Genomic DNA, 17707 nt, shown 5'->3' on the forward strand with positions numbered 1-17707 from the left:
TTTATAGGTATAGAGAGGAGAAAAAACGATGAAAAAGAAGATAAGAGTAATTGGATGCCCAATGGATTTAGGTCAGACACGCCGCGGGGTAGATATGGGAGCAAGTGCTATTCGTTATGCGGGTCTTGTGGAGCAGTTGGAATATTTAGGATATGAAGTGAGTGATATGGGTGACGTATATGTAGCACCGCGTTCTAAAGTTCAAGAGAGTGTAAATGAAAAATTGAAAAATTTATCCCAAGTACGTGATACGTGTGTGCTTCTTGCTGAAGCGGTAGACCAAACTGTACAATCAAATAGTTTCCCGCTTGTACTAGGAGGGGATCATAGCATCGCAATCGGGACATTAGCAGGACTCGCGAGGCATTATAGCAATTTAGGGGTAATTTGGTTTGATGCCCATGGGGATTTAAATACAGCGGAAACATCACCTTCAGGAAACATACATGGTATGTCATTAGCTGTTAGTCTAGGGCACGGCCATCCTTCGCTGACGGAGCTATATGGGGCGTATCCGAAAGTAAAGAAAGAAAACATTGTTATTATCGGGGCACGGTCACTGGATGAAGGGGAAAAAGAACTGATTTTCGAACAAGGCATTAAAGTATTTACGATGCAGGATATTGACCGAATGGGTATGCCTCGTGTAATGGAAGAAACAATTGCTTACCTAGCCCATACGGATGGCGTACATTTATCATTAGACTTAGATGGTTTAGACCCAAGCCATGCACCCGGGGTGGGAACACCGGTTATAGGAGGACTGACGTATAGAGAGAGTCACCTTGCTCTAGAAATGCTGGCGGAGGCCAACATAGTCAAATCGGCTGAATTTGTAGAAGTGAATCCAATCTTAGATGAAAGAAATAAAACAGCGATTACAGCGGTAGAGCTCATTCAATCATTGATGGGAAAGAGCTTGAAGCTTCAGCCTGTATTCACAGAGCAAGCAAGCAATTAACTGTATATGCAAGGAAAAACGACCTGCCAAAACAGGTCGTTTTTGTGTACTGTTATGAGGATAGCTGTGTTCTGCAGAACTATCTTTCATCAAGATGTTACATCTATTAGAATGGAACATAAGAATTTAATCTTGCTCACTATCTAAGAAGACTGCCAGCTTATCTTCATTCTGAATTTTGCATGTCGCTGTTTTTAAGTTAACATTATAATCATTTAATCCTAATAGTAGGGAATATCGTTATGATTATCGATCGGATTGGTTCTTATGCATAGATATATATGGTTGCAAGTATTTTTTTATTATGTTGATGTGTAAATATTAAACACGTTTTTCTTATGTTAAAAGAAAGAGCGATAGATTTAGAGACCAATAATGTTTATTTACAATTGATACTATTTTCTTATCCATCACTATTGTTTATGTAGGGCTTTACCATTTCATTGTAGCTCTGCGACATGATGACTGTGATTTAATAGATTTTAAAATAATCATTATAATATTATATCTGTTTTATCCTATCAAAGAAGTCAGCATTAATTTGGATATATTCCTGCTCTGATTCAGGTACGTATTCATCAAGATATATCGCATTCACAGGACAGACTGTTACACAAGCCTGACAGTCGATACATACCTCCGGGTTAATATAAAACTGGATATTATCTGAATGAATTGCATCTACCGGACAAACGTCAATGCAATCCCCAGCTTTACGTTCCTTACATGCAGATGTAATTACATATGGCACAATAAACCCTTCTTTCATTTATTTTTTATTGCTGGCAGTGAAGAATGTAATATCTGGATTTGTATGCTGGTGGTGCAAGCTAGATCCTTGAGCAAATGTTAGCTCAAAAATAAATTTTATCCAACGGGAATAGGTGATGGTTCTGTATAAGTTATTAATATTGAATCTATCCTCGTTATTTGAGCGAAACAGTCGTACATCTGAGAACCCTGTAAATGTTGAGACTTTCCCGTCATGTGCAATATCAATTGCAATAGGGGCCCTTAATGTAGCACGCACTCCTGCAGCAGCATGCCCCTTTTGATGGATGTGTTGGAAATTGGAAATATCAGGATATGCCAAATGTGCTACAGCCTTTTCATATCTAACCATTTCATCAGGATTGTAGTAGTGTGCTTTTCTAATTTTATCTACAAACATTCTGGTTACTACCATGCTTTGTACCAATTTAGTAGTCGCCCGTAAACCATGGCTCTGTGGATTGTAGTTTTCCTTCATACATACTATGCAGAATAAGTGTTCCTCTGATGCCATATCCCATGGCCGATCAGTCAATATAAAGCGAGGGCCTACTAATATAGAGGAATCCGCGCCTTCAATATCTGGATCATCCATTAGATAGCGGATAATTACTTCAAGAAGTGGTACTACATTTCCTTTTTCCCTAAGGAAGGATAGTACAGCTTCTCCAAAGAAAGCTTTGTAATCACCAGGGTCTGCTTGTACTTTGTTAGATAGACATTTATTTATTTTCTCTTGAAGTTCTTGAGGGATGTTGTCATTTGTAAGATTTATAGGGTCATAAATACGTTCCCACCAATTCATTAGATTGCCATCAATATCAGTGTAAAAAGCGTATTTTTTGCTTACTTCCTCTCGTAACTTTGGAAGTATCTCTACTTTCTCTATAGTTGTCTTTGCAAGAAGAGTCTCTAGGTTATAGGTATCTTGATATTTACAGAATTCCTTGATTTTTGTATCTAAAAATTGTTCGATTGAGCTCCATGAAACTTCTGTGTTTGTAATTTCTGCAAAAAAACACCCGGACTTATAAAGTACATAGATAGAGACAAGCAGGGTTTCATAAGGATCGGTCAACTTTTGATATTTCCCAGCCCTGTAATCCTCCATATAGCGAATTAACTCCTTAAAGGTAACCGTTTGTCCATTTACACTCCACTGATGTGGAGTAACGCCTTCTGATTTGAGTTCTAAATTTAACCACCAAAAATTTTTTGCTTCAGTAATCTCACGAAGAAAATATTGATAATATTTGTTTTTATCTACTATTGTTTGTTCTATTGTATTCACGTGAAACAGCCCCTTATTAAATGACATTTCAAAACAATATCCCGATAATCCATAATTCTCTTTTAAGAGATTTTATCTTTTCGTTTCGTACTAACTAATTCCTTTCTATAAATCCATATTAGGCAAGAACTACTAAACATTATTAGAAATATACCGCTTAATCCAAAAGTATTGATAGATCCGATATGTTGATATAGTGTACCTATAAACAAACTTCCCAAGGAACCCCCTATTACAGATAAGGTTTGCCAATAACTGAATGCTTTTCCAGTGTGGTCTTCAGGAATATTTAGCTGGATTGCTGTTACTAAGGGAATGTCAACGGTAGAAGCGGCAATTCCAATAAGGAAAACAAAAAATATTACAAACCATAAAGATCCGGGAAGAAAAGCTGATATTGCAATTCCAACAGCTGCAATCCCAAAAATCATTTCACCTGTAAAGGATGTAAAGATCTGATTGCGTAATTTTCTTTTACCTATAACTAAATTCCAGATAAATTCACCTATACCATTGACAGCCATTAGGATACCAAATAGTCCAACTTTTACGTGAAGTTGATCTGTAATGAACAACGGTAACCCGACATTTAGAATCCCTCTCCAAAAAAATGTAAATACCCCATACAATATTACCCGGAAATGGAGAGAGCTATTCTCTTTTAACGCCAGGTACCCATTCATAAAGTCAGAGACAAAGGATAATTTTGCTTTAGTTTGTTGAGTTCTTTCTTTCAGTGTAGTTCTAATCATGAGTAATGAAAAAACTGAGAGAGCATACATAATAGCATTGACTAACACTAAAATGGTATAGTCCACTTTTGTCTGTAGTATCCCCGCTAATCCTGATCCTAGAAAAAATGCTGGCCAAACAACCGTTTGAATCAAACCATTAGACAATTGTAGATTTTCCTTGGTTGTTAGTGAAGGGAGATAAGATTTGCTTGCTGGTATAATAAACGAATATAGTCCGTTTATAATGAAGGTGAAGCAAGCTAATTCTAAAAAAGTAACATTTCCGCTTATATACAACATAAGAAATGCAATAGTAAACAAGCAGCGTAACAAATCAACAACAATCAGTACCTTTCTTCGATTGAAGCGATCCGAAATAAATCCCGAAATAAAACCAAAAATCCCTCGTGGCAGCACTGTGCAAAAAGTAATAATACCTAATTCAGCAGAAGAGATCTTCATTTGAAGAGCTAAAAAAGTCACGAGAACGGTAAAAAGACCATCTGCTGAATTTGTCATAATCTGACTTAAGAAAAGGAATGAAAAAGGTTTATTGTTTTTTAGAAGTTTTAAATATCCTTGATTATTTTCATAAGAAGTCATTTTGATATATCCCCAGCTTACTATATTTATAATGTGTTTAAAGAACTTAGAATTGAAAATCTAAAATTGCCTTTGAGAACTTTTAACAAACTCCCTTCTAAAAGATTGAATACATGCTGCTCCAAACCATTGCTAAGGTAAATTATGGATTTTTAGATGTGTAACTCCCTCCTATTTAGTTCAAATATAGTTAGTAAGACGTATAAAAAAGCGCCTTCATGCATGAAAAATTAGGTTAAATTTACCATTTTTTGATTATTGACAGGGAAAATTCTAACATAATGTGAATTTTATAACAATGAGTATTTTATATTAATTCATTAAAATTTATTTTAATTCAAATTTTATTTACAAAAATAACCTCCATATGATAAAATTTCTATTCGTTGCTCAAATATTTTTTAGTTATAAATTATTGAGGTGAGAATGTGAATCAACAACTTGCGCCCCTATCTACTGGCGTCCTTGACTATATGAACCAAGAACTTACGCCCCTATTTACTGGCGTTCTTAACCATGTGAAAAGAAAGCCTCTACAATTTCATATTCCGGGTCATATCAAAGGTTCAGGAATGGAGGAAGAGTTCAAAAATTTTATTGGAGAAAATGCTCTTTCTATTGATTTAATAAATATTGCCCCTCTAGATGATCTTCACAGTCCGCATGGTATTATCCGTGAAGCTCAGGTTCTTGCTGCCAATGCATTCAAGGCTGATCATACTTTTTTTAGTGTTCAAGGGACTAGTGGTGCTATCATTACAATGGTTATGAGTGTATGTAAGCCAGGAGATAAAATTTTGGTTCCACGTAATGTACACAAATCTGTCATTACAGGTATTATCCTGTCTGGAGCTGTTCCTGTATTTATGACGCCTGAAGTGGATTTTCAATTTGGAATTTGCCATGGAGTAAGTGTTGGAACTGTACGGGATACACTGAATGAGCATCCTGATGCAAAAGGGGTTCTAATAATTAATCCCACTTACTTTGGTGTATCGACAGATCTTAAGTCAATTATAGATATTGCTCACTCTAGAAATATTCCTGTTCTTGTGGATGAAGCCCAGGGAGTTCATACTAATTTCCATGAGGAGCTCCCTTTGTCTGCTATGGAGGCTGGGGCCGACATTGCTTCTACCAGTGTTCACAAGCTTGGCGGTTCTTTAACCCAAACAAGTGTAATCAATGTACGAGAAGGGTTGGTTAATCCTGGACGTGTACAAGCAATCATCTCAATGTTAACCACCACTAGCACATCCTATCTTCTCCTTTCATCTCTTGATGTTGCACGTAAACAATTAGCGACAAAGGGCAGAGAGATGATAGACCGATCGATTAAACTAGCCCATAGGACACGTGAAAAAATTAATGAAATTCCAGGTTTATACTGCTTTGGTGCTGAAATTATAGGCGATAGTAGTTCGCGTTATGCTTTTGATCCAACAAAACTGTGCATCAATGTCAAAGATCTAGGTATTATGGGGATTGATATGGAAAGGTTGCTTCGTGAGGAGTTTAATATTGAAGTCGAGCTTTCAGACCTATACAATATACTTTGCATTGTTTCCCTTGGTCATGGAGAAAAAGAATTAGATGAATTAGTCCATGCACTTCAGATAATTTCAAATCGACTTTATGGCATAAATTTTACCAACCCAATCGAGGTAAAGGTTCCAGATATTCCTGAACTTGCTATGACCCCTCGCGAAGCTTTTTATGCTGATGTAGAACAGATTCCATTTGAAAAGGCAATAGGACGAGTGATAGCTGAGTCAATAATGGTATATCCGCCAGGTATTCCTGTACTTCTACCGGGTGAAGTCATCACCATGGATAACTTTGAATATATTCGTGACTGTATTGATGCCGGACTTCCGGTACAGGGATCAGAAGACCCATCCATTCATACCGTGAAGGTGGTAAAATAACTATATAAATCCCGTCAGACATATCGATATTTTAAGCCCCATCCTTCCTCTTAATACTTCTGGTATGATTTGGAAAGATAGCTATAAGAAGTGAAACAGCTGACGGTGACAAATATCGACGGGAAGGAGATTAAAGTCTCCTCCTGTATTCGCAGAGCAAGTAAGCTATTAATATACTTATGCAAAGAAAAGCGATCTGTTTTGACAGGTCGCTTTTCTGTACTGTTATAAGGAGAGCCGTGTCCTGTAGAACTATCTTCCATTAAGTGTAATGTTCAGCTTTTTCATCCGATATTGCAAGCTTTGGCGGCTTAGACCGAGCAGCTTTGCCGCGTGCGAGATGTTGTAGCTGCTTTTACGCAGTATATGCTCGATATAATGTCTTTCAAACAACTCTAGCTGATCCTTTAAGTTGACTGTAATATCTAGATCCTCATTAATAAATGATTTAGTATTTGGAACAGTTGCAGCCTGTTCCTTTGCCTGTATGCGGCTGCGATACTGAAACGGTAAGTGGGAATACTGAATAACATCTTCATCTGCTACGAAGTTCATAGCTGCCTCAATTACATGCTCTAGTTCGCGTACATTACCAGGCCAATCGTATTTAGAAAATAATTGAAGAACCTCATCTGTTAAGCCTTTTACATCCATTTGAAACAAGGAATTATATTTTTCAATAAAGCTTTGTGCCAAAAGGGGAATATCTTCCTTTCGTTCCCGTAAAGGAGGAATAAATAATGTTACGACACCCAGTCGGTAATATAAATCTTTACGCAAATGGTTATTAGCAATAGCATCGATCGGGTCTTCATTAATATTTGCGATAATACGGACATCAATAGGTGTATCCTTTGTATCACCAATACGTCTGATTGTTTTCTCCTGCAGCACACGCAGCAGCTTTGCCTGCAGGTTTGGGTTTAAGGAGTTAATCTCATCGAGCAGCAATGTACCTCCTTGCGCTTGTTCGAATAGGCCCGGGTGGTCAAGGGCACCTGTGAATGCACCACGCTTTGTACCAAACAGGAGTCCCTCTATTAAATTATCAGGAAGAGCGGCGCAATTTTGTGAAATAAATGGTCCAGACGCCCGGGCACTTCCATTATGAATGCTTTGGGCAAATAACTCTTTTCCTGTTCCAGTTTCTCCAACGATGAGTACATAAGAAGAGGTACGCGTTGCACGTATTGCATTTTCAATAACCTCCTTGAGGCAGGGGCTGTCTCCGATAATGTTTTCGAAGGTAAACCTTGTGCTTCCCTTCTTTTTCATACTGCCTATTAATTGCTCCATCTTTGTTACGTCCTTAGCGATCTCAACAGCGCCGCAAATTTTTCCATCTTCTATAATTGGAAATGTATTGTTAATTGTTGTAATTTTCTTCCCCTTGTTGTTGAAATACGTTTGCTTTACATTTAAAGTCTCTTTTCCCTGCTGTACAGCCCGAACCAATGTGCTCCCTTCCTCTTTAAATACGAATACATCTAGTAAGTCCTTATTTAACACATCCTTGCTATCCATTGATTCCATTTGCATCATTTTCTTGTTATAAATGATCGTTGTTCCTGTTTCATCAACTGCATGTAAGCCTATATCTATCTCGTTCATAATTCTCTCATATACACGATTTATGTACTTTAAATGCTGTATAGATTGCTTAGAATGTTCTGCCATGGACCTATACCCCTCTATCTAAGTATCTCTTTCCTACTATTTAACCAAACATACTTCCTTAACGCAAAATATTTTTGCGCTTTTTAAAAAATAAATAATTATAAGCAAAAAAATATTGCGTTTTTTGCGTGTGTGTTCTGAAAAGAATGTATATTTTCTATGTTTCAAAGTTGGCATGAAAATTGCTTTATAAAATAGTGAAACCAAAATATTAGGGGGCCAAACGTATGTCATTTCCATATTCACATGAACCATTTACAGATTTTACAAGAGAAGAAAATGTAAAAGCATTTCAAGAGGCATTATCATATGTCCAAGCTCAGCTTGGTGCATCATACCCACTTGTAATTGGCGGTAAGCGCATTGAAACAGATAACCATACTATTTCGAGAAATCCAGCCAATAAGGAAGAGATTATCGGCATTGTGTCTATGGCTGATGAGAATTTAGCGGAACAGGCAATGCAAGCCGCACTAGCAGCATTTGAAAGCTGGAAGAAGTGGGATCCGCAGCATCGTGCCAACATTTTATTTCGTGCTGCAGCCATTCTGCGCCGCCGGAAACATGAATTTTCAGCGTATCTTGTGAAGGAGGCAGGAAAGCCGTGGAAGGAAGCAGATGCAGATACAGCAGAAGCAATTGATTTTCTAGAGTATTATGCACGTCAAATGGTGAAGCTGCAGCATGGTGTTCCCGTAAATAGCCGTCCGGGGGAACAAAATACATTCTTCTACATTCCACTGGGTGTAGGAATTATCATTTCGCCATTTAACTTTCCTCTTGCCATTATGGCTGGAACAACGGTAGCAGCCATTGTTACGGGAAATACAGTTGTTTTAAAGCCAGCGAATGCAACACCAGTCATTGCAGCTAAATTTGTGGAGCTTATGGAAGAAGCAGGGCTTCCAGCAGGAGTATTGAATTTTGCCCCTGGTGCAGGAGGCAAAGTTGGGGAGTATCTTGTAGATCATCCAAAAACTCGCTTTATTTCCTTCACCGGATCACGTGAGGTAGGCTGTCGTATTTACGAACGTGCTGCAAAAGTGAACCCGGGACAGATTTGGCTTAAGCGTGTCATTGCAGAGATGGGAGGCAAGGACACAGTTGTTGTAGATAAGGATGCAGACTTAGATGTAGCAGCATCATCTATTGTATATTCTGCATTTGGTTTTTCTGGACAGAAATGTTCTGCCGGCTCAAGGGCCGTTATCCATCAGGACGTGTACGACGAAGTGCTGGAGAAGGCTGTAGCCTTAACCAAAACATTAACAGTCGGTAGTCCGGAAGATGCAAATACGTATATGGGGCCTGTTATTGATGAAAGATCTTATAAGAAGATTATGAGTTATATAGAAATTGGCAAGCAGGAAGGCAGACTTATGACAGGAGGCGAAGGGGATGATGCAAGCGGCTATTTCATTCAGCCTACTATTTTTGCAGATGTAGAGGAAAAATCCCGTCTGATGCAGGAAGAAATTTTTGGCCCGGTTGTAGCATTTTGTAAAGCAAGAGATTTTGACCACATGATGGATATTGCGAATAATACAGAATACGGTCTTACAGGTGCACTCATCTCAAATAATCGGGAGCACATCGAACGGGCCCGTCAGGAGTTTCATGTCGGAAATCTATACTTTAACCGCGGGTGTACCGGGGCAATTGTTGGATACCAGCCATTTGGGGGATTTAATATGTCAGGTACGGATTCTAAAGCAGGCAGCCCTGATTACTTGCTTCTTCATATGCAGGCAAAAACAACATCAGAAACTTTTTAAAATTTAAAGGGGGAAGGGAATATATGATGAAAACAGTAGCAAATACAAACAACATCATTAATCAGACGGAGCAATATGGAGCGAACAACTATCATCCGCTGCCAATTGTTATTTCGAGGGCAGAGGGTGTATGGGTAACGGATCCAGAAGGCAACAAGTATATGGATATGTTAAGTGCGTATTCCGCGGTTAATCAGGGACATCGGCACCCAAGAATCATTCAGGCATTGAAGAACCAGGCAGACCGTGTAACCTTAACATCCCGTGCATTTTATAATGATCAGCTCGGTCCATGGTATGAAAAAATTTGCAAGCTAACAGGCAAAAGTATGGCCCTGCCAATGAATACCGGTGCTGAAGCAGTGGAAACTGCAATAAAAGCAGCGCGGCGCTGGGGGTATGAGGTAAAGGGGATCGAAGAGAATTGTGCTGAAATTATCGCGTGTACGGGTAACTTTCATGGCCGCACAATGGCTGCCGTCTCACTTTCCTCGGAGGCGGAATATAAGAGGGGATTTGGTCCAATGCTGCCAGGTATCACATTAGTTCCATACGGAGATATAGAAGCATTACGGGCAGCCATTAAACCCGACACTGCAGCATTTTTACTTGAGCCGATTCAGGGAGAAGCAGGAATTATAATACCGCCTGCTGGATTTGTAAAAGCTGCTTTTGATATATGCAAGGAAAATAATGTCTTGTTCATTGCGGATGAGATCCAGGTCGGCCTAGCGCGTACGGGAAAAATGTTTGCTTACGAGTGGGAGGATATCACTCCTGATATCTTAATTTTAGGAAAGGCGCTTGGCGGCGGTGTATTTCCAATTTCCTGCGTTGCAGCAGATAAAGAAATTTTACGTGTGTTTAATCCGGGTTCTCACGGGTCCACATTTGGCGGAAATCCGCTTGCTTGTGCGGTATCAATTGCAGCACTTGAAGTACTGGAGGAGGAAAATCTAGCAGACCGCTCTCTGAAATTAGGGGAGTACTTTAAACAAAAGTTGCTCCAAATTCCAAACCCGATTATTAAGGAAGTAAGAGGAAGAGGCTTGTTTATTGGTGTGGAGCTCCATGAAGCGGCTAGACCTTACTGTGAAAAACTGAAGGAAAAAGGGCTGCTTTGTAAAGAGACACATAGTACTGTCATCCGCTTTGCACCGCCGCTTACCATTTCCGAGGCCGAGCTTGATTGGGCAATTAATAAAATTTACAGTGTATTATCTCAGTAATGACGCAAAGGGAGCTTGTATTCTATTATAAATGAGGTGAAGTGTATGTCGGCTGTAAAAACGAAGGAAGAGGTACTCAAGCAGGAAAAGGAGAAGGATGGGTCTGATGATTTATTTTTCTCTACACAACAGGTTATTAAAGAAGCACTTACAAAGCTAGGATATGGAAATGAAGTATTTGAACTGTTGAAAGAACCAATTCGTATGTTTACTGTCCGTATACCTGTAAAGATGGACGATGGTTCAATCCGAGTTTTCACTGGTTTCCGTTCACAGCATAATGATGCTGTAGGCCCGACCAAGGGAGGGGTCCGCTTTCACCCTGAGGTGACGGAGGAGGAAGTAAAGGCACTATCCATTTGGATGACTTTAAAGTGCGGGATTACTAACCTGCCGTATGGAGGGGGGAAAGGCGGCATTATTTGCGATCCAAGAAAAATGTCCTTCGGTGAACTCGAACGGCTCAGCCGCGGGTATGTCCGGGCTGTTAGTCAAATCGTTGGACCAACAAAAGATATACCAGCACCCGATGTGTATACAAATTCCCAAATTATGGCTTGGATGATGGATGAATACAGCCGCCTTCGCGAATTTGATTCCCCTGGCTTCATTACAGGTAAACCAATTGTGCTGGGCGGATCGCACGGACGGGAAACGGCTACGGCACGAGGTGTGGCTATTTGTATTGAAGAGGCATTAAAAAGAAGAAATCTGCGGCTGCAGGATGCGCGCATTGTTGTGCAAGGCTTTGGGAATGCCGGAAGCTTCCTTGCGAAGTTTATGTACGATGCGGGTGCGAAAGTAGTTGGGATTTCGGACGTGCACGGGGGATTGTATGACCCTGATGGATTAGATATCCCGTATTTGCTTGATCGCCGTGACAGCTTTGGGATGATCTCACAGCTCTTTCAAGATACAATTTCTAATGAAGAACTGCTCGAACTTGATTGTGATATTTTAGTACCGGCTGCTGTGTCGAATCAAATTACAGTACAAAATGCACATCGCATAAAGGCATCTATTATTGTCGAAGCAGCCAATGGGCCGACAACACTTGAGGCGACAACTATATTGACGGAGCGGGGTATTTTGCTTGTTCCTGATATATTAGCAAGTGCAGGTGGTGTGACAGTTTCATATTTTGAATGGGTACAAAACAATCAAGGGTATTATTGGTCAGAGGAGGAGATTTATGGGAAATTGCAACGTGTAATGGTAGATTCCTTCAAAGAGGTTTTTGAAACGGCACAAGCGCATCAAGTCAATATGCGTATGGCAGCCTATATGATAGGTATCCGGAAAACAGCCGAAGCAACTCGCTTTAGAGGCTGGATTTAAGTCATAAAACTCCTGTCTTTTTAGTATGCAGAAGGTAGAGAAATAACGAAGTAGGAGGAACTCTTTCATGTGGGTCATCACCGTTTATGTAAAGAACGATATTGAAATGTTTGAGTTTGAAACTGAGAAGGAAGCAAAGGAAGCATATGAAAGCATACAAGGATGTAGAATTTTGTCCGAGGTAATTTGTGAGTCTCTCATTTCGTTATGATCATCCTGCAATAATATAGTGTGGAGGGGAAAATAATAAGTAGAAGGGTAAGCTGCTATGAGGCTTGCCCTTTTCCTTTTGGATTCATGCTGCTCATTCTGTTTTTTCTTCTAGAGAGTTCTAGTAAAGGATAGCCTGCATATGAAGGCGATAATCATTTATAAGTCGGTAAAACAATATTAATAGGGCGTGGTGTGTACTCGTGAAACAATTAACTAGGAAGAGGATAAGAAAAAAGAGTACAATTTAGGATAAAATATAAACATAGAGGTAAGTAATTGAAAAAGGAGAAACAAAATGGCACAAGGAAAAACAAATGCAATGCGTATTTTAGATGCGAAAAAAATTATTTATAACGTTATGACGTACAATAACGATGATGGACAAATTGACGGTGTATCTGTTGCAAGAAAGGTTGGCAAGGATCCGTCAATTGTATATAAAACACTTGTTACACAAGGACAGACAAAGAATTTATATGTATTCATCATTCCGGTCGAAGCTGAACTGGATTTAAAAAAAGCAGCAAAGGCAGCGGGGGAAAAGAAGTTGGAAATGCTGCCTGTTAAAGACATTCAAAAGTGGACAGGCTACATTCGCGGCGGCTGCTCGCCAATCGGAATGAAAAAGATGTATCCTACCTTTATTGATGAGAGTGCCGCAGTGCTTTCTAGTATAGTAGTAAGCGGCGGGAAAATTGGGATGCAGATCGAGTTAAGCGTAGAGGATTTACGGGCTGTTACAGAAGCTGTTATATATGATGTTCGAAAGTCTGTATAATAGAAGCTTCTGTATGAGAAAATGAAGGAAACATGGTGATAAGGTTGGAATGGACTGGAGAACGAATTATTCCGAAATTAATGAAGCCAATGAATGGGATGCTGCTTGAGCATATTGCCCGTTATTATTTTGCGATTCCCTATATAAAGGGGAGAGTACTAGATATTGCATGTGGGACAGGGTATGGCTGTCATATGATAGCGAAGGATCGAAAACGAGAGGTTCATGAAGTTATCGGTGTCGATGTGGATCAGGAAACAGTTTTGTATGCAAATCGGGAATATAATCATCAGAAGGTAAGATACATCCAAGGAGATGCATTAGATCCAGAGCTTCCAGAGAAGCTTGGGATGTTTGACACAATTTTAAGCTTTGAAACAATTGAACATGTACAGAATGATCAATTGTTTATGGATAACTTATATCGAATGCTAAAGCCTGGTGGCATGCTTATCTTATCAAGTCCATTTGGGAGAGGCAGGGGAATGCCTACGAGCGAGCCATTTCATGTTCATCAGCTTACACCTGAAGAGTTTGAGGAGCTCTTCACCCGTTTTTCCAATATGGAGATGTATTATCAAAGAGGGGTAACCTTTGAAAAACCAAGGGAGAATGTTCGTTATTTTATTGGCGTTGCAGTGTGTACCAAATAAGAAGGAGTGAAGATTTTGACAGATTTTATACAGCTTGGCCTTGGTCATCAGCTACAAAAGGCGCTGCGTTCGCATGGGCTTGTTCAGCCAACGCCGGTGCAGGAGTGGGCGATTCCATTCTTGCTAGAGGGAAGAGATGTAGTGGCACAGGCGCAGACAGGAACCGGAAAGACGTTGGCGTTTGTTCTTCCAATGCTGGAAAGGGTTAAGCCGGACGAACCGCATGTACAAGCTTTAATCGTTACGCCGACGCGGGAGCTGGCTGTGCAAATTACAAGTGAAATTAAAAAGCTGCTTGCTTATGTAGAGGGTGTTCATGTGCTTGCTGTATACGGCGGGCAGGATGTGGAGCAGCAGATGAAAAGGCTAAAGGGGGCAACCCAGATTGTTGTTGCTACACCGGGGCGGCTTCTCGACCATATGCGGCGCGGTACAGTAGACTTGTCGCAAGTATCAATGCTTGTGCTTGATGAGGCAGATCAAATGCTGCACATTGGCTTTTTAGGAGATGTGGAGGAGATTATTAGAAAGACTCCTGAAGATAGACAAACAGCCTTGTTCTCCGCTACGATGCCTGCTGAGGTCCGTAAGCTTGCAAGGAAATATATGAATAGCCCGAAGGATGTACGCATCCAAAGTGAGGAAGTGACACTGCGTGATATTGAGCAGCTTGTTGTGGAAACAACAGATCGGGCAAAGCAATCAACGCTCAGGCAGCTGCTTGATCAATATCGTCCATTTTTGGCGATTATTTTTTGCCGGACAAAGCGACGAGCAAGCACATTGCAGGCAGCCTTGCGGGAACATGGCTATAATTCTGATGAATTGCACGGGGATCTATCTCAGGCGAAGCGTGAGAAGGTAATGAAGAGATTTCGCGACGCGGAAATACAATACCTAATTGCGACGGATGTGGCAGCACGCGGACTTGATGTAGAAGGTGTAACACACGTCTTTAACTATGATATTCCGCTTGATACGGAGAGCTATATTCATCGAATTGGCCGCACTGGAAGAGCTGGCGAAAAGGGTGTTGCAATTACATTGGTTGCACCGAAGGATCGTCAGCTGCTAGAGGTTATCGAGAAAGGAATTGAGTCCGCGATTCCAAGAAAAATAATGGAAGGTCAGAAGGCTGAACAAAAAGAAGGAGCGAATGTGCGGGGTAAGCACGCTCCAAAAGCAGGGGTAGAGCAGCGCAGCAAGGATGCCTCAAGGGCAAGAACGGATCAGCGCAATGAGGGCAGTGCAAGAGGTGCTTCAAAAACAAGAGCGGAGCAGCGCAGTAAAGGCACAAGAGCAGAACAGGACAAGAAGCCAAGGGGTACAGCGAAAGCAGATTGGTCAACCTCCCGTTATTCCAGTCGGGATAAACAAAGGCAGGGTACTGCACCAGGAAGACAGGGACGAGGAAGAACTGCCTCCTCAGCGAATAAAAGCCGCAGTAAAAAGCGCTAACGTATTTTCCTTCATACATAGAAGAATATTGTATAGCTGATATCCCATACGGTGGATTCATCCGTATGGGATATTTTTATTTAAGGGCAAGAAGGTATAACCTTTTGAGTGATGTCTCGCTTCCACGGTTTATTTCTCTTCTATAAGCTCCCTTACAAATAAGGTAAAAAGCGTCTTGTGCGTGGAAGAACACATAGAAAACTTCAATGAATCAGCTTCACCCGAGCTGTATTCGCTTAAAAACAATACATTTTCTCCCGCTGCTTCAATGGGAAGCTGAACTTATATTATCAGACTATTTAGAAAAATGTGTAATAAAATCTCACATATATTAGGACTTATATTTGTCAGATATATAAAATGAGGGTACAAGGGAAGTAAATCCGATAAGCTGAATGTACATCAGATAATGTAATCTTCAGTAAATTTGCTTCCCTTGTTGAAGTCGCTTGAAAATGAATATCCCGAGGAGGTGAATGCAGCTTAGTACAATGCAGCTAACAGCTGCAAGCTCATTAGAATAGGGAGGGATTGTATTGAGTAAGGCGATGGAGGATACGAGTAAACTGATAGAACTGGATCCGGATCTTTATAACGAGGATCTTGCCCCTGTTGCAAAGGAAAAACGGAATTGGAGCTGGATTAACTTTTCAACTGTATGGATGGGCATGGTTCATAACATTGTAGCATATGAGACAGCAGGAAGCTTACTTGGCCTAGGAATGAGTGTATGGCAAGCACTTGGTACAGTCATTGTTGCTAATATCGTACTAATCGTGGCGATGTGGCTAAACGGTGTGGCTGGAGCAAAGTATGGATTGCCGTTTCCTGTATTAGTGAGAGCTGCGTTTGGCTATAAAGGAGCACATATTCCAGTACTAGTCAGGGCGTTCGTGGCAATCTTCTGGTTCGCCGTGCAAGCCTATGCCGGCAGTAAAGCTGTTGGTGCCGTTCTAGGGGTTTTAATTCCAGGATGGGCTTCTCTCTCTTCCTATCATGTAATTGGAATGGGCTTAAATGATGCAATTGCTCTTGTGTTATTTTGGGTGCTGCATGCTTATATTATCTCCCACGGAATGGATCGCGTTAAGTTTTTCGAGCTTTGGGCAGGACCGCTCGTTATTGTTTTAGGATTTGGTCTTGTTGCTTGGGCAATCTATACAGCAGATGGATTAGGACCGCTGTTTGAGGAAAAATCAACATTGTCTGGCGCAGAGTTTTGGAAGGTTTTCGCGATTTCAGTTACTGGGCTTGTTGGAACATGGGCGACTTTGATTTTAAACATTCCGGATTTTACCCGGTTTTCGCGGAGCCAAAAGGACCAAGTAGTGGGTCAGGCTATTGGTTTGCCGGGAACTGCTATCATCTTCTCTCTTATGAGCGTTATTATTACCTCTGGAACAGTTATCGCCTTTGGACGACCAATTTGGGATCCAGTGGAATTACTGCAGCAATTTGATAATCCCATTGTCCTTATTTTAGGTGCATTCTCTCTTTTAATTGCTACCTTATCAGTAAACGTTGCAGCGAACGTTGTTTCACCAGCGTATGATCTTGTAAACCTGCTCCCGAAAAAGCTGAACTTTGTTAAGGCAGGTTTGATTTCTATTGTAGTTGCGGTTTTCTTCATGCCGTGGCTTTGGTTTGATAATGCCGGAACAATTTTTAATATTCTCGGTGCAATTGGCGGTGCGTTAGGTCCGGTTGCTGGAATTATGATTGCAGACTTTTATATTGTACGACACAGAGAATATACTATATCAGCTTTTTATACAAAACGAGGGGCGTACACCTATAAGAATGGCTGGAATCCAGCTGCTCTTATTGCGCTCGCTATCGGTTTAGCTGCATCATTTATTGGTCTGGTTGTTCCTGCTTTGGAAGTGCTGTATACGTATTCCTGGTTTTTAGGAATTGGTTTTGGGTTTGTTTCCTACGTAGTGTTAATGCGTTTTGCAAGTCGAAGTGTATCAGAAAGCAGTGTAGATGATGTAACAACTTCTGTACAATAAGGGAATTAAGAGGCCCAGTCACTTATGCTGGGTCTGTATTTTTTGTTTTACAGCCCTTTTGAAGCGGCTATTGCCAGATTCTGATTTTGGTGCAATCAAGGTAGTCTTAAAATGGAATTCATCCGTTCTCCTTTACTGGCAGCTGCTATAAAATAGGAAAGCTCACCATTTAGAAATATAATTAAAAATAGTAAAAAAATTAGCATGTAATCGATTGCAAATGAATGTGAAATAAATTATAATCATAAATGTAATCGATTGCATCAACATTTGTAATCGATTGCAA

14 protein-coding genes are annotated in these 17707 nt (G+C 40.4%); 10 read left to right on the plus strand and 4 right to left on the minus strand.

The features are described from left to right. Positions 1–28 precede the first annotated feature (28 nt). A complete protein-coding gene (rocF, locus tag AC6HZ4_RS01605) occupies positions 29–961 on the plus strand; it encodes an arginase (RefSeq protein WP_497493279.1) in 933 nt (310 codons plus the stop codon). 502 nt (positions 962–1463) lie between these two features. Here rocF and AC6HZ4_RS01610 read toward each other — a convergent pair. From AC6HZ4_RS01610 to AC6HZ4_RS01620, 3 genes are all read right to left on the minus strand, one after another. Then, the gene (locus tag AC6HZ4_RS01610; RefSeq protein WP_497493280.1) at positions 1464–1712 is read right to left on the minus strand and encodes a DUF362 domain-containing protein; all 249 of its coding nucleotides are present in this window, start codon (positions 1710–1712) and stop codon (positions 1464–1466) included. Between the two features lie 18 nt (positions 1713–1730). Further along, the gene (locus AC6HZ4_RS01615; protein WP_497493281.1) at positions 1731–3023 is read right to left on the minus strand and encodes a hypothetical protein; all 1293 of its coding nucleotides are present in this window, start codon (positions 3021–3023) and stop codon (positions 1731–1733) included. A 62-nt stretch (positions 3024–3085) separates the two neighbouring features. Then, entirely contained in the window at positions 3086–4360 is a 1275-nt protein-coding gene (locus AC6HZ4_RS01620) for an MFS transporter (RefSeq protein ID WP_497493282.1), read from the minus strand. A gap of 473 nt (positions 4361–4833) precedes the next feature. Here AC6HZ4_RS01620 and AC6HZ4_RS01625 point away from each other — a divergent pair, with 473 nt between their 5' ends. Continuing rightward, positions 4834–6288, plus strand: coding sequence for an aminotransferase class I/II-fold pyridoxal phosphate-dependent enzyme (locus AC6HZ4_RS01625; protein ID WP_497495562.1), 1455 nt, complete (start codon positions 4834–4836; stop codon positions 6286–6288). A 252-nt stretch (positions 6289–6540) separates the two neighbouring features. Here AC6HZ4_RS01625 and AC6HZ4_RS01630 read toward each other — a convergent pair whose 3' ends face one another. Further along, a complete protein-coding gene (locus tag AC6HZ4_RS01630; protein ID WP_497495563.1) occupies positions 6541–7899 on the minus strand; it encodes a sigma-54 interaction domain-containing protein in 1359 nt (452 codons plus the stop codon). 293 nt (positions 7900–8192) lie between these two features. Between AC6HZ4_RS01630 and pruA the strand changes: the two genes are divergently transcribed. From pruA to AC6HZ4_RS01670, 8 genes are all read left to right on the plus strand, one after another. Further along, complete coding sequence (pruA, locus tag AC6HZ4_RS01635; RefSeq protein ID WP_497493283.1) at positions 8193–9740, plus strand: L-glutamate gamma-semialdehyde dehydrogenase; 1548 nt, start codon at positions 8193–8195, stop codon at positions 9738–9740. Between the two features lie 26 nt (positions 9741–9766). Further along, a complete protein-coding gene (locus tag AC6HZ4_RS01640; RefSeq protein ID WP_497495564.1) occupies positions 9767–10969 on the plus strand; it encodes an ornithine--oxo-acid transaminase in 1203 nt (400 codons plus the stop codon). A gap of 45 nt (positions 10970–11014) precedes the next feature. Beyond that, positions 11015–12307 carry a Glu/Leu/Phe/Val family dehydrogenase gene (locus AC6HZ4_RS01645; protein ID WP_497493284.1) on the plus strand — a complete coding sequence of 431 codons (1293 nt, stop codon included), beginning with the start codon at positions 11015–11017 and terminating at the stop codon, positions 12305–12307. Between the two features lie 67 nt (positions 12308–12374). Further along, positions 12375–12518 carry a hypothetical protein gene (locus tag AC6HZ4_RS01650; protein WP_497493285.1) on the plus strand — a complete coding sequence of 48 codons (144 nt, stop codon included), beginning with the start codon at positions 12375–12377 and terminating at the stop codon, positions 12516–12518. 297 nt (positions 12519–12815) lie between these two features. Continuing rightward, complete coding sequence (gene ybaK / locus AC6HZ4_RS01655) at positions 12816–13298, plus strand: Cys-tRNA(Pro) deacylase (RefSeq protein WP_497493286.1); 483 nt, start codon at positions 12816–12818, stop codon at positions 13296–13298. Positions 13299–13330: 32 nt separating this feature from the next. Further along, entirely contained in the window at positions 13331–13951 is a 621-nt protein-coding gene (locus AC6HZ4_RS01660) for a class I SAM-dependent methyltransferase (protein WP_497493287.1), read from the plus strand. Positions 13952–13957: 6 nt separating this feature from the next. Next, entirely contained in the window at positions 13958–15409 is a 1452-nt protein-coding gene (locus AC6HZ4_RS01665) for a DEAD/DEAH box helicase (protein ID WP_497493288.1), read from the plus strand. Positions 15410–15945: 536 nt separating this feature from the next. Continuing rightward, positions 15946–17421 (plus strand): NCS1 family nucleobase:cation symporter-1, encoded by a 1476-nt coding sequence (locus tag AC6HZ4_RS01670; RefSeq protein WP_497493289.1) that lies wholly within the window; start codon positions 15946–15948, stop codon positions 17419–17421. Positions 17422–17707: the final 286 nt, after the last annotated feature.

The organism is Ectobacillus sp. OTK, assembly GCF_059698935.1.